The organism is Micromonospora sp. NPDC048935, assembly GCF_043197875.1.
In the GTDB taxonomy this organism is placed as follows: Bacteria; Actinomycetota; Actinomycetes; order Mycobacteriales; family Micromonosporaceae; genus Micromonospora.
This window is the reverse complement of record NZ_JBICTZ010000001.1, coordinates 504306-517162: the sequence shown is the minus strand read 5'-3', so window position 1 is coordinate 517162 and position 12857 is coordinate 504306. Positions and strand designations below refer to the sequence as shown.

The following is a 12857-nucleotide window of genomic DNA, read 5'->3' as shown; positions in this document are numbered from 1 at the left end:
CCCCGCGTCAACGTCGCACTGCCAGCCTGTTCGCCGCGAACCAGTCGACGGCGAAGTCCACTGTGGCACGTGCCGGCAGCAGGCGCGCGCTCGCCCGACCGACCCGCCCGTGCCGCACGAACGAAGTGTCGTCGAGCGCGGCCCCCACCGTGGGAAAGTCGCGGTCGTCCAGGTCGAGAGCGCGGAAGTCGAGGCGGACCCGACGCCCGTCGACAAGCCGGAAGCAGTGGTAGTCGCGCTCGGGCGCCGCCACCGGCAGCCGGTATTCCGCCAGGTGCAGGGCACTGCACGCCTCGTACCCCAGGCCGAGCAGCAGGACCTGCCCGTCGGCCGCGTACAGCCCACCGACAGGTGAGCGTTCGCCCAGGTGACAGGTGAGGTCGTGGCCGTCGGTGAGCTGCCGGGCACGAGGCCCGAGCGCGGCGAACGAGGTCTGCGGATGATCACTGCGCACGGCGCCGGGGGCACACCTGACGTACTCGGCGAGCGCACCCATCCGCTGCGAGGGGGTGCTGCGGCGGTCCCAGCCGGGCAGCGCCGCCTCGTACCGCTCGCGCTGCGCCCGATCCATCCCGGCGGTGGCCGCCAGGTGGGCCCGGGAGGTCGTCGAGTTGCCGTCGGTGTGGGTGGGCACCAGCAGCGTGCCGGCCGGGCCGAGGACGTCGCGCAGGGCGTTGGCGAGCGTCGCCGGCCCGTCCTCCAGCAGACCCACCCGACGCAGGCCGCAGTGCACCACGAGGCACGCCCCCGGGCGGACGCCCAGCGCCCGCAGGTCGTCGGCGAGGCGGGAACGGCCCAGGATGGGCAGATGCCGCTCATCGGGACCCGACACGGGTCTCCCCAAGGGCGTGCCGCAACTGGCCGACGAACCGCTCACCCGCCGCGGTGAGCGACCGACTGGCCAGCAGCGCGTCGACACCGTCCCGGGTCCAACCCAGGTAACGGTCGGCGTGCGCCGACGCGTCACCCCCGATGCTGGCCGCCCGGGACTGCCACACCTGGGTGACCGCCAGGTGGGCGTACACCCCCTGCAGCACCCCCTCCGGCGGCCGTGGGTCGGGACGCCAGGGCACTCGGATCCGGGTGCCCTGGCCGGGTTCGACGAGGTCGTACAGGTCGAGCGCGGCGCCGAGTTTCGCGTGCTGCCACTCGTGCACGAGCAGCACCGCCATCGTCTCCGGGTCGGGGTGCGGGGTGACCGCGACCGCGCCGAACGCGTGCCGGGCGGTCGCGCTGCGCAGTGGTCGCGCCGGGTCGGGTGTCAGCGGCACGACGGCGCGCAGACCGCCGTCGAGCGCCACCGCGTGCGCCGGCACGTCGCGCCGCACGACCCGCCAGGCCTCGGCCACGGTACGCCCCAACGCCCGCGCGGCCGGATCCGTCAGGCGGGGTGCCACCGGCTGGCCGTAGCAGTCCCGGTAGGGGTCGCCGTCCTCGATCAGCAACCAGCCACCGGGCACCGGCACGTCGCGCGTCGGTCGCCAGCCGGCGGACAACTCGACCGGGTCGAGGAGCACCGTCCGCTCGGCGGTCCCGCCGCGGACGCGAAAGCCTTCCTGCCGGACTGTCACCTCGGCGCTCTCCCCCAGGCCGGGAAGCACCAGGCCGCCGAGCGTGGGCAACGTGATCGCGTCGGCCCGCACCGGGACGTGCACCGACGCCGCGACGCCGGCCCGCAGCGCCGCCGCGACGGCGAGCGCCGGCAGCGGGTCGACCGCGGTGCGGGCCGACGAGTCGAGGCGGTGCACCAGCCAGGGTCGGACGAAGGGGTGTTCGAGGACCGCCCGGACCGCCTCCGGTGCCGTCTGGTCGAGATGGACGAGCAGCTCCCAGGCGACCGTGGAACCGGCCCGGTCCCGGCAGGCCACCAGCAACGCCCGGGTGATGGAGAGCTGGGTGGCGGCGAGCAGCGCCAGCGTCGCCGTCGACCCGTGGCCGGTCGCCAGGTCGTCCAGCAGGTCGTCGGCCGGCGCGGCGGCCGGGGGTTGGCGCGCCGGCCCCGGGTACGCGTCGACGCTGTCGACCAGGCGCAGCAGGTCGGCGCAGTACACCGACGGGTTGTCGAAGCCGGACCCGGTGCGCCAGCGGTGGGCGTACAGCCCGCCGCCACACCTGTCGACCACCGGACAGGCCCGGCAGGTCGCGCAGAGCCCGTCCACGCCGTCCTGCCGGACGGCGACCCCGGGATGCCGGGCCGCCTCGTCCACCGACTGGCCGAACACGTCGAACCCGGTGCCCGCCGCGCCGTGGTAGGCGGTCTTCAACGAGTCGACCTGCTCCCAACTGCCGTCCGCCTCGATCACCAACACGTCGGCCGGCGCGAGGCCGAACGCCTCGGTGCCGCCGCCACCGGGCCGCAACGCCTCGAACAGCCGGATCGACATCGGCCGCCCCTCGTCCACCCAGCGCCGGTGCACCCGGCCCAGCCAGTCCGCGTACGGGGTCGACCCGGGGCCGGGGCGCGGCGGGGGGTTGTCCCAGGTGGCGTGCGGCAGCAGCAGGTCCACTCGGGGAGGGCTCTCGGCCAGCAGCGCCTCGTACACCCGGTCGGGGTCGTTGCGGACGTCGACGGTGCAGAGGATGCCGGCGTAGCTGGCGCGGTGCTCCGGCCGCCGGAGCAGGGCCAGCGCCCGCCGGACGTGGTCGTGGCTGCTGCCACCGTGGGCGAAGACCCGGTGCCGGTCGTTGGCCGCGCGGTCGCCGTCGAACGACACTCCGACCCGCACGTCCTCGTCGACGAGGAGCCGGCACAGCTCGTCGTCGAGCAGCACGCCGTTGGTCTGCATGCGCAGGTCGAGTCGCGCCCACGGCGTGATGGCCGCCCGCAGCTCGGCCAGCACCTCGCGCAGCCCGGCAGCGCCCAGCAGCAGGGGCTCACCCCCGTGCAGCACCACGTGCACGACCGGCAACGCGTGCTCGCGGGCGTGCTCGGCGATGCGTCGCGCGGCGACCCGGACCGTGGCCGTCGACATCCGCACCGGCCGACCCCGCCAGGTCTGGTCGGCGTGCTGGTAGACGTAGCAGTGGTCACAGCTGAGATCGCACCGGCTGTGCACCTTCAGCACGAACTGGCTGATCGGCCGGCACGACCCGCCCGCTCCGGGTGGCCCACTCCGGCCGGCCATCATCTAGATGGACGAGTTGAAGGCGGCGACGGGCACGCTGCCGGACGGCACGGTCTCGTCCACGACGACGCGCCGGCGGACCGCCTCGACCAGATCGGCGTGCTCGGCGGCGATCCGCGCCAGCGGGGTGTGCAGGCTTCGGGTGAGGTTGTCGAGGTCGGGACGGGTGGTGCGGGTGGGGGCATGGTCCACAATGAGTCTCCGAGGGCCCGGGCGCCGGAAGCGCGAGCGGCGATAATTGCGCGAAAGGCTCTGGTCCGTGACCAGGATAGACAAATATCGACCCAGTGTCACCGTCGGTACAACCACCGGCACCCCGAGTGTTGATCCGGGGTGCCGGCAGAGGAGGAACCCCATGTGCCGGAGCATCAAGACGTTGCGTGAACCGTTCACCCCGCAGGTGACCGACGCGGACGTCGAGGCGGCGGCGTTGCAGTACGTCCGGAAGATCTCTGGCTTCCGGGCGCCCGCCGCACACAACGCCGCCGCGTTCGACGCCGCGGTGGCCGCCGTGACCGCGGCGACGCGCGACCTGCTCGACCAACTGGTGGTACGAGGTGCCGGATCGGGCACCACGGACCGGCAGGCCGCCGCCACCGGCTGATCACGGGCACGGACCGACCGGCCGCCGTCGCGCCCGCGTCGAGGGCTCGCGGGAGCGGACCGACTCGCCGGTGCCGCCCCTCGCCGGGCCCGCCCCCTGGCGGGTCAGGCCGCGGCGAGCGCCGGGACGACAGTGTCCGGTGCCCACTGCGACCGGTGGCACTGCGACCAGCCCCGGCAACCCGGGTCACCGAGCGTGCAGAGCCGGTGCCTGCTGAGCACCTCACCGTCGTCGGTGTCCCGCACGTCGAAGTGCACCGGACGGACCGTGCCGTCCGGTGCGACGAGCAGATGCCGACCCGCGTCGAGCGTGTCGTCACGCACCAGGCAGTTGCGGCCCAACAGTCGAGCGAGCGCCGCGATGCTGGCGTGCTCGGAGAGCTGCTCGGGCACCCCGTAGCAGTCCACGACAGTCGCGAACTCGCCCGGCGCCTGCCAGACGTCACACACCACCGCGTACGCCGGCAGCCGGGCCGGGTCGGCCACCGCCAACGGCATCACCACCCGGCCGAGCGCCTCGGCCAGCGCCGGGTAGACCTCCACGGGTCGAGCCCCGTCGATTCTCCAGTTCCACAGCTCGGTCATTCCGCCTCCTCGCTGCGTTCGTCCCACCGGCCTCCGGATCGGGCCTTACACACGATGGTGGGGGGCATTTGACCCCAGCCGGGGGCAAGTTACCGGTCTGTGACCATTCCGGGCAAAATTTCCCTGAGCCGCATTGCTCGGAGTAGCGGGAAGGTGACAGTTTATCGGCTATGGTGTGCCAACCGCACCACCGCCGCCGCGTGTCCGACGAGCGTCCCTCGCGTGTCCGGCGAGCGGTGACCGCAGCCTCTCCGGTGCCGACCTGGGGAAATTCAGCGCAGGACGACGAGGTGCTCGCCGCGCGGCAGCAACTCACCCACCACCGGCGCGCCGGGAATCTCGCCGGCGACCAGCAGGCCGCCGGAGGTCTGCGCGTCGGCCAGCAACAACCGCTCGTCCTCGCCCACGGCGCCGAAATCCGTCCACGGAGTCACCCACTCCAGGTTGCGCCGACTGCCGCCGCTGACGTACCCGTCGCGCAGCGCCTCCCGCGCACCGGACAGGTACGGCACGCGGGCCGTGTCGATGGCCACCGTGAGCCGACTGGCCCGGGCCAGCTTCGAGGCGTGCCCGAGCAACCCGAACCCGGTCACGTCGGTGCCACAGCGGATGCCGGCGGCGACCGCGGCGCGGGCGGCGCCGGAGTTGAGCGCGCTCATCGAGGCCACCGCCTCCGGAAAGCTCTCCCCGGTGGCCTTGTGTCGGGTGTTGAGCACACCCACCCCGAGCGGCTTCGTCAACGACAACGGCACGCCGGCCACTCCGGCGTCGAGGGTGATCAACTCCTCCGGGCGGACCGTGCCGGTGACCGCGAGACCGTACTTCGGGCCGTCGTCGTCCACGCTGTGCCCGCCGGCCAGGTGACAGCCGGCCTCCCGAGCGACGTCCTGACCGCCGCGCAGCACCTCACCGGCCAACTCCATCGGCAGCACGTCGCGCGGCCAACAGAGCAGATTGAGCGCGAGCAACGGGGTGCCGCCCATCGCGTACACGTCGGAGAGCGCGTTGGCCGCGGCGATCCGACCCCAGTCGTACGCGTCGTCGACGACCGGCGTGAAGAAGTCGGCGGTGCTGACCAGGCCGGTCCGCTGATCCAGGCGCACCACCGCCGCGTCGTCGCCGTGGTCCAACCCGACGAGCAACTCGGCGGTCCCGGTGGCCGGGCCGAGACCGGACACCATGATCTCCAACTCGCCCGGCGGGATCTTGCAGGCGCAGCCACCACCACGGGCGTACTTGGTCAGCCGTACCGGTTCGGTCATGCCCCCATGATCTCGACAGTGGGCCACGATCGCCACCGTTGTGGCTCGCGGAATGAACGGAATCGGACGTCCGACGACGATCGGGACCGGTGTTATCGCTCCGTGACCCGCTGAGTTGCGTTCCGCCACATCAGGCCGCCTACAGTGGCCGCACCAGGGGTCAACCGACCCCGATCCGGGAGACGACAGGGGACGGTGGACGACGTGACGACGGGCGAACCGCTCATCGTGCTGGACGCGGTCAACAAGTGGTTCGGGCCGCTGCACGTGCTGGACGACGTCTCGCTGTCGGTGGGTCGGGGTGAGGTGGTCGTGGTGATCGGCCCGTCCGGCTCCGGCAAGTCGACGCTGTGCCGCGCCATCAACCGACTGGAGCCGATCAACTCCGGCACCATCACCTTCGACGGCCAGCCGCTGCCGGCCGAGGGCAAGCCCCTCGCCAAGCTGCGCAGCGAGGTGGGGATGGTCTTCCAGTCCTTCAACCTCTTCGCGCACAAGACCATCCTGGAGAACGTCACCCTCGGCCCGATCAAGGTCCGCAAGGAGAAGCCGGCCGCCGCCCGCGAGCGCGGCCTGGCCCTGCTCGACCGCGTCGGCATCGGCAACCAGGCGGACAAGTTCCCGGCCCAGCTCTCCGGCGGGCAGCAGCAGCGCGTGGCGATCGCCCGCGCGCTGGCCATGCAGCCCAAGGCGATGCTCTTCGACGAGCCCACCAGCGCGCTCGACCCGGAGATGGTCGGCGAGGTGCTGGACGTGATGACCTCGCTGGCCCGCGACGGCATGACCATGGTCGTGGTCACCCACGAGATGGGCTTCGCCCGGCACGCCGCCAACCGGGTCATCTTCATGGCCGACGGCAAGCTCGTCGAGGACGCCTCCCCGGCGGAGTTCTTCGAGAACCCGCGCAGCGAGCGGGCCAAGGACTTCCTCTCCAAGATCCTCACGCACTAGGCGTCCGTAGTGGAGCGCGCCGCACCTCGGCGGGCTCCGTCGAAGAAGGAGAAGAGTATGCGTATCAAGCGCATTGCGGCAGTCGCCGCGGTCGCGGCCCTGGCCGTCACCATGACCGCCTGTGGCGGGGACGAAGGCGGCAGCACCGGCAGCTCGGGCGCCAAGGGCATCGTCGGCAAGGCGGAGAAGCAGAAGAAGCTCGTCATCGGCGTCAAGGCCGACCAGCCCGGCCTGGGTCTGCAGACCGGCAGCCAGTACGAGGGCTTCGACATCGAGATCGGCAAGATCATCGCCAAGGGTCTCGGCGTCGACGCGAACAACATCGAGTGGAAGACGACGGTCTCCAACAACCGGGAGCCCTTCATCCAGCAGGGCACCGTCGACCTGGTGGTGGCCACGTACACCATCAACGACGAGCGCAAGCAGAAGGTCAACTTCGCCGGCCCGTACTTCATCGCCGGCCAGGACCTGCTCGTCAAGGCCGACTCGACGATCACCGGCCCCGAGGGCCTGGAGGGCAAGAAGGTCTGCTCGGCCTCGGGCTCCACGCCCGCCAAGCGGATCCAGTCGGACTACCCGAAGGCCAAGCTCCAGCAGTTCGACGCGTACTCGAAGTGCCTGCCGCTGCTGGAGAACGGCCAGGTCGACGCCGTCACCACGGATGACATCATCCTCGCCGGTTACGCCGCGCAGTCGCAGTACGCCGGCAAGTTCAAGGTGGTCGGCAAGACCTTCTCCACCGAGCCCTACGGCATCGGCCTGAAGAAGGACGACAAGGACGGCTGCGAGAAGGTCAACGAGATCCTCAAGACCGCCGCCTCGGACGGCACCTACAAGGCCGCCTGGGACACCAGCCTGGGCAAGAGCGGCAAGGCCGCGCCCGAGCTGGACACCACCAAGCTGACCAACTGCGGCAGCGTCTGACCGGTCCCGGGGGCCGACATCCGAGCACGGGTGTCGGCCCTCGGCCCGTGACGACGCCGACGACCTGCCCCTGGGAGCCGACGCATGGACGTATTCGCTGATCCGACGAACTTCGACGCCTACCTGTCGGGCTTCGTCTGGATCCTCAAGCTGACCGGCGCGGCGGCGTTGTTCGCGCTGATACTCGGCCTGGTGCTCGCCGCCATGCGGGTCTCGCCGGTCCCCGTGCTGCGCGGATTCGGGACGGCCTGGGTCAACATCTTCCGCAACACGCCGCTGACCCTGGTGGTCTTCTTCTGCTACTTCGGGCTCTACTCCAGCCTCGGTCTGAGCTTCTCCGACGACCTGGACCTGAACAACTACTGGCTCGGAGTCGTCGGCCTGTCGGTGTACACGGCCTCCTTCGTCTGCGAGGCGCTGCGCTCCGGCGTCAACACGGTGCCCACCGGGCAGGCCGAGGCGGCCCGCGCGATCGGTCTCACCTTCGCGCAGACGCTGCGGATCGTGGTGCTGCCCCAGGCCACGCGCTCCGTGATCGCACCGCTGGGCAGCATCCTGATCGCGCTCTGCAAGAACGCCACGATCGTCGGCACGATCGGGTTGATGGAGTCCTCAAACGTGATGAAGCAGCTGATCAATGACAACGGCAACGCGGTCATCATGATCTTCCTGGTCTTCGCCGGCACCTTCGCCGCGTTCCTGATCCCCACCGGCTACGCCTTCGGCTGGCTGGCCAACCGACTGGCGGTGAAGCGCTGATGAGCACCGACTCCGTCCTCTACGACCACCCGGGGCCTCGGGCACGCATCCGCAACGCGGTACTGACAGTCGTCTTCGGGGTCGCCCTGGCCGGGCTGCTCTGGTGGGTCTACACGAAGTTCGACGAGGCCGGCCAGTGGGACGGGCAGCTCTGGAAGCCCTTCACCGAGGCCGCGACGTGGACCCAGTTCATCGGGCCCGGCCTGCTCGCCACGCTCTGGGCGGCCGCTGTCGGCATGGTGCTCTCGTTGGCGTTCGGCATCATCTTCGCGGTCGGCCGGCTCTCCGAGCGTCGCTGGATCAGCATTCCGTCCGGCGCGGTGGTCGAGTTCTTCCGCGCCGTACCCCTGCTCCTCATGATCTTCTTCATCTTCTACGGCGTGCCCTTCCTGATCAAGGGGCCGGTTACCGCCTTCTGGGCCGTCGTGATCGGGCTGACCCTGTACAACGGCTCGGTCCTCGCGGAGGCGTTCCGGGCCGGAATCCGCTCGCTGCCCGGTGGTCAGTCCGAGGCCGCGTACGCGATCGGCATGCGCAAGAGCCAGGTCATGCAGCTGATCCTCGTCCCGCAGGCCGCCCGGGCGATGCTGCCGGTCATCGTCAGCCAGTTGGTGGTGCTGCTCAAGGACACCGCGCTGGGCTACATCGTCGCCTACCCGGAGCTGCTCCAGCGCGGGGTCAACGACCTCGCCGCGAACAAGGGCAACATCGTCGCCGCGGCGATCGTGGTGGCCGCGATCTACATCGTGATCAACTCGCTGCTCACCGCGCTCGCCAACTGGCTGGACCGGCGCAGCCGTCAGCGCGGCTTCCGCGCCCAGCGACGCACCGCCACCGGCGCCACTCCGGTGGGCGGGCACACCGTCAGCGAACCGCAGGGCTGACCTGCGACGTGCCTCCTGCCGGGCCGCCCGGCGCGTTTCCTGATATCGGGGTGTCCCCTCCTTGGGGACACCCCGATATTGCTCGACTCGTGGTGGGCGGGCCGGTCAGCGGGCGATCTCGGTGACCCGGGACTCGCGGACCACCGTGACCCGGATCTGACCCGGGTAGGTCAGCTCCTCCTCGATCTGCTTGGCCACGTCACGGGCCAGCACGGCCGCGCCGATGTCGTCCACGTCGTCCGGCTTGACCATCACCCGGATCTCCCGGCCGGCCTGCATCGCGAAGACCTTGTCCACGCCGAGCTTGCCGGCCGCGATCTCCTCGATCCGTTCCAGACGCTTCACGTACGCCTCCAGGCTCTCCCGACGCGCGCCCGGCCGACCACCGGAACAGGCGTCGGAAGCCTGGGTGAGCACGGCCTCGATGGTCTGCGGGGGCACCTCGTTGTGGTGCGCCTCGATGGCGTGCACCACGTCCTCGTGCTCGCCGTACTTGCGGGCCAGGTCCGCGCCGATGATGGCGTGGCTGCCCTCCACCTCGTGGGTGAGCGCCTTGCCGATGTCGTGCAGGAACGCCGACCGTTTGATGGTGGGCACGTCCAGCCGCAACTCGGCGGCCATGATGCCGGCGATGTGCGCCGTCTCGACCAGGTGCTTGAGCACGTTCTGCCCGTACGAGGTGCGGTAGCGCAGGCGACCGAGCAGGGCCACCAACTCCGGGTGGATCTCGGTGATGCCCACCTCGACCAGGGCGTCCTCGGCGGCGCGGAGGCAGAGCTGCTCCACCTCCTGCCGGGCCAGGTCGTAGACCTCCTCGATCCGGTGCGGGTGGATCCGCCCGTCCAGGACCAGCTTCTCCAGGGTCAACCGACCCACCTCGCGGCGGACCGGGTCGAAGCAGGAGAGCAACACCGCCTCGGGCGTGTCATCGATGATCAGGTTGACGCCGGTCACCGACTCGAAGGCGCGGATGTTGCGCCCCTCCCGGCCGATGATCCGCCCCTTCATCTCGTCACCGGGCAGGTGCAGGACGCTGACCACACTCTCGGCGGTCTGCTCGCTGGCGACCCGCTGGATCGCGTCCACCACGATGTGTCGGGCCCGCTGCTCGGCGGTGTTGCGCGCATCGGACTCGATGTCGCGCACCAGCAGCGCCGCCTCCCGCTTGGCCTGCGTCTCGATCGCCTCGACCAGCTCCAGTCGTGCCGCGTCGGCGGTGAGCCCGGCGACCCGCTCCAACTCCCGGCGGCGCAGTTCCTCGGACTCGGCGAGCTCGGCCTCCCGCCGGGCCAACGCGGACTCCCGGGTCGCGAGGGCCGCACGTGCCTCGGTGAGCTGCCGCTCCCGCTCGGCGAACCGCTCCACCTCCTCGGTGTGCATCCGCTCCCGCTCGTCCATCCGCGCCGCCCGACGCTCCACCTCGGCGGCCTGCTCCCGGGTCGTGGCGGCGAGCACCGCGACCTCCCGCTCACCGCTGCGCCGGGCCGCCGTCCGCAACTGCTCGGCGTCCGCCTCGGCCTGCTTGTGGGCGCGCTCCAGAACGGTGTCCGCCTCGGCGCGGGCGTCGTCGAGCACCCGCCGGGCCTCGGCACGGGCCGCCTTCGCCTCGGCCTTCGCCGCCGCCGCCTCGGTACGCGCCGCCGCGGCGGCGGACTTCGCCACGTCGATCGTGCTGTTCGCCTCGTCGGCCGCGGTCCGCAGGGCGGCCAGAGACTGCTCCTGGCGGTCCTTCTCGGCGATGAAGGCGGGATCCTCCGGAGCCGGTGCCGCGCCCACCCGGCGCAGCGTCCGGATGCCGACCAGCACGGCTCCGATCACCACCACGGCGAGGACGAGGACGGCCGCGAGGAGCACGACGTCGAAGGCGTTCATGCCGGGACCCCGTCGGGTCTACCGATGAACCTGTGCCGCCGCCCCGCCATGGCCGCCTCCCCTAACGTCGAGACCGCAGCGACCGTGCCGGGGGCACACTCCTGCGGCTGTGGACGCCCGACCGGAGCGGCTGGCCGTGGGTAGCTCTCTCCGCCGGCGGTGCCCGCGGGCAACGTCGGCGACCGGGTGCAGTTGTCGCGGCGTTCCGGACCGGCCTGTCCGGAGTTGCCGCCAAAGGCCGCGGAGTCGGCCAAAGTGATGCTGTCTTGTTACGCGATCTATGTTGTGCGCTTAGCCTGCGATGGTCGGGCAATGTGAGCCTGTATGGCGAGGCTAGGTCGCCGGGGGTGCTCTGGTCAAGGACTCATGATCAAACCCCCCGAACGGAGAGAAGTTGCATCGTCACCCAAAGGTGATGTCGTGTCGGACACGACGGGACAAACGCGGCGAGGCACCCGCTCCCGATCCGGATGTCGTGCCTGTTCAGCGACGGCGGCACCCCTCGGCGAGCCGACTGTGTGACACCAACGACCCCACGTCCGCGCCCGCCCCTCGCCACGCCCACCCCGACCAAGATCACACTCGCCAGCCCGGATCGCACCTCTCCGCCAGGATCGCGCCTCTCCCGCCAGGATCGCGCCTCTCCCGCCAGGATCGCGCCTCTCCCGCCAGGATCGCGCCTCTCCCGCCAGGATCGCGTTCGATCATGGAAGTCAATGCAGTTGCGTTATGGCCGGGTCAACCCGCTGCTGACCAACGTGGCTTGTAGATCAAGACGCGTCGAGCAGGAGAGTCGCGCCGATCTTGCACTTTCTGTCGCTGATTTGAGCGGTAATGTCCCCTAATGTCGGGGCAGAAAGTGCAAGATCGCGATGCAGGCTTGGCGATCATGGCGTTCTACGGCGCTTGCCGTCCGGCACAACTCCATGATCGGCGAGGCAGCGCCCGTTGACGAACAGTCGTTCTGCCTAACGCAACGGCGTTGTCGTGGAAGTAGTGGCCTCACCGCCTGAGGACCCAACTACATCCTGGATCGAGCACGATCTTGGCAAGCGGCTCAGCAGACGCGCCCGCCCCGCACGACGCCGCCCGCCCAGCAGACGCCGCCCGCCCCGCACGACGCCGAACACCCGCACGACGTCGAACGCCCAGCCCAGCCCAGCGCGGAGCGCTCAGTGGGCGCCGGCCGCCAACGCGGCGGTGACCAGTGCGGCATTGTGCGGTGCCGGCGTGCCGTCGGGCAGCAGGAGTGTGTCCTCCAGACCGATCCGGCTGTGCAGACCGCGGCTGACCGCGTCGGCGAGCACCGCCCAGGTGGCCGGCCCTTCGGCGTGCAGGAGCACCGGTGGGATCCGCCGCGACGGCAGGGCCGCGAGGATCCGCGCCGCGTCGGCCAACGCGACCGGCACCTCCTCGGCCATGCACTCGACGAGGATCCGCCCGGCCGGCACCCGCCACCTCCGGTACGCCTCGACGGCGTCGAGCGTCCAGAGCCCCACCTCGACGAGCACACCCCGCTCGTGCAGGGCTGCGGCGACGGCTTCGGCACCGGCCTCGTGCGCGTTGACCGATGCGAAGTCGGGCAGCACCGACCAGGCCCGGACGGCGGCCACCCGGTCGGCCGGGTCCGGGGCGATCCAGGCGCCGGTGCTCACCCCCACCGGCAGCCCCGGCCGGGCTGCGCGGATCGCGGTGAGCGCGTCGGCGATCACCTCTGGGCGCAGCGACTCGGCACCCGACGCGTCACGGGGATGGACGTGCACGGCCGCGACGCCGAGCGCCGCGCAACGGGCCGCGTCGGCGGCCAACTCCGCAGGTGTGACAGGCACCGCCGGGTGGGCGTCACGGCCGCGCCCACCGTTCAGACACGCCTTCAGCATCGGACCACCCCG

Annotated in this window: 12 protein-coding genes; 5 read left to right on the top strand and 7 right to left on the bottom strand. The window is 71.2% G+C overall.

The window, feature by feature from the left end; translation table 11 throughout:
• Positions 1-7 precede the first annotated feature (7 nt).
• The 3 genes from ACGFIW_RS02805 to fxsA form a co-directional block, all read right to left on the bottom strand.
• The gene (locus tag ACGFIW_RS02805; protein WP_393310613.1) at positions 8-832 is read right to left on the bottom strand and encodes an aminoglycoside N(3)-acetyltransferase; all 825 of its coding nucleotides are present in this window, start codon (positions 830-832) and stop codon (positions 8-10) included.
• Complete coding sequence (locus ACGFIW_RS02800; protein WP_393310612.1) at positions 816-3065, bottom strand: FxsB family cyclophane-forming radical SAM/SPASM peptide maturase; 2250 nt, start codon at positions 3063-3065, stop codon at positions 816-818. Before ACGFIW_RS02800 ends, ACGFIW_RS02805 begins: the two co-directional genes overlap by 17 nt.
• 63 nt (positions 3066-3128) lie before the next feature.
• Positions 3129-3317, bottom strand: coding sequence for an FxSxx-COOH cyclophane-containing RiPP peptide (gene fxsA / locus ACGFIW_RS02795; protein WP_393310611.1), 189 nt, complete (start codon positions 3315-3317; stop codon positions 3129-3131).
• Positions 3318-3480: 163 nt separating this feature from the next.
• Here fxsA and ACGFIW_RS02790 point away from each other — a divergent pair, with 163 nt between their 5' ends.
• The gene (locus ACGFIW_RS02790) at positions 3481-3729 is read left to right on the top strand and encodes a DUF2277 family protein (RefSeq protein ID WP_393310610.1); all 249 of its coding nucleotides are present in this window, start codon (positions 3481-3483) and stop codon (positions 3727-3729) included.
• A gap of 104 nt (positions 3730-3833) precedes the next feature.
• On the opposite strand, the gene ACGFIW_RS02785 is transcribed toward ACGFIW_RS02790, so the two are convergent.
• On the bottom strand, positions 3834-4313 hold the full coding sequence (locus ACGFIW_RS02785) for a hypothetical protein (RefSeq protein WP_393310609.1): 480 nt from the start codon (positions 4311-4313) through the stop codon (positions 3834-3836).
• 272 nt (positions 4314-4585) lie between these two features.
• Positions 4586-5575: a selenide, water dikinase SelD gene (gene selD, locus ACGFIW_RS02780; RefSeq protein WP_393310608.1), complete on the bottom strand. Its 990-nt coding sequence runs from the start codon at positions 5573-5575 to the stop codon at positions 4586-4588.
• A gap of 195 nt (positions 5576-5770) precedes the next feature.
• Here selD and ACGFIW_RS02775 point away from each other — a divergent pair, with 195 nt between their 5' ends.
• From ACGFIW_RS02775 to ACGFIW_RS02760, 4 genes are all read left to right on the top strand, one after another.
• Positions 5771-6526 carry an amino acid ABC transporter ATP-binding protein gene (locus ACGFIW_RS02775; protein ID WP_357526236.1) on the top strand — a complete coding sequence of 252 codons (756 nt, stop codon included), beginning with the start codon at positions 5771-5773 and terminating at the stop codon, positions 6524-6526.
• Positions 6527-6583: 57 nt separating this feature from the next.
• Positions 6584-7450, top strand: coding sequence for a glutamate ABC transporter substrate-binding protein (locus tag ACGFIW_RS02770; RefSeq protein WP_393310607.1), 867 nt, complete (start codon positions 6584-6586; stop codon positions 7448-7450).
• Between the two features lie 84 nt (positions 7451-7534).
• On the top strand, positions 7535-8209 hold the full coding sequence (locus ACGFIW_RS02765) for an amino acid ABC transporter permease (RefSeq protein WP_393310606.1): 675 nt from the start codon (positions 7535-7537) through the stop codon (positions 8207-8209).
• Positions 8209-9093, top strand: a complete 885-nt coding sequence (locus ACGFIW_RS02760; RefSeq protein ID WP_393310605.1) for an amino acid ABC transporter permease — start codon at positions 8209-8211, stop codon at positions 9091-9093. The genes ACGFIW_RS02765 and ACGFIW_RS02760 overlap by 1 nt, the downstream gene beginning before the upstream one ends.
• 105 nt (positions 9094-9198) lie before the next feature.
• Here ACGFIW_RS02760 and rny read toward each other — a convergent pair whose 3' ends face one another.
• Positions 9199-10965, bottom strand: a complete 1767-nt coding sequence (gene rny / locus ACGFIW_RS02755; RefSeq protein WP_393310604.1) for a ribonuclease Y — start codon at positions 10963-10965, stop codon at positions 9199-9201.
• 1172 nt (positions 10966-12137) lie between these two features.
• On the bottom strand, positions 12138-12845 hold the full coding sequence (locus tag ACGFIW_RS02750) for a 3-keto-5-aminohexanoate cleavage protein (RefSeq protein WP_393310603.1): 708 nt from the start codon (positions 12843-12845) through the stop codon (positions 12138-12140).
• Between the last annotated feature and the right edge of the window lie 12 nt (positions 12846-12857).

Coding starts and splice junctions, on each gene's coding strand:
- ACGFIW_RS02790 (WP_393310610.1), top strand. CDS start 3,481: ATGTGCCGGAGCATCAAGACGTTGCGTGAACCGTTCACCCCGCAGGTG.
- selD (WP_393310608.1), bottom strand. CDS start 5,575: ATGACCGAACCGGTACGGCTGACCAAGTACGCCCGTGGTGGTGGCTGC.
- ACGFIW_RS02770 (WP_393310607.1), top strand. CDS start 6,584: ATGCGTATCAAGCGCATTGCGGCAGTCGCCGCGGTCGCGGCCCTGGCC.
- ACGFIW_RS02750 (WP_393310603.1), bottom strand. CDS start 12,845: ATGCTGAAGGCGTGTCTGAACGGTGGGCGCGGCCGTGACGCCCACCCG.
- rny (WP_393310604.1), bottom strand. CDS start 10,965: ATGAACGCCTTCGACGTCGTGCTCCTCGCGGCCGTCCTCGTCCTCGCC.
- ACGFIW_RS02785 (WP_393310609.1), bottom strand. CDS start 4,313: ATGACCGAGCTGTGGAACTGGAGAATCGACGGGGCTCGACCCGTGGAG.
- ACGFIW_RS02765 (WP_393310606.1), top strand. CDS start 7,535: ATGGACGTATTCGCTGATCCGACGAACTTCGACGCCTACCTGTCGGGC.
- ACGFIW_RS02760 (WP_393310605.1), top strand. CDS start 8,209: ATGAGCACCGACTCCGTCCTCTACGACCACCCGGGGCCTCGGGCACGC.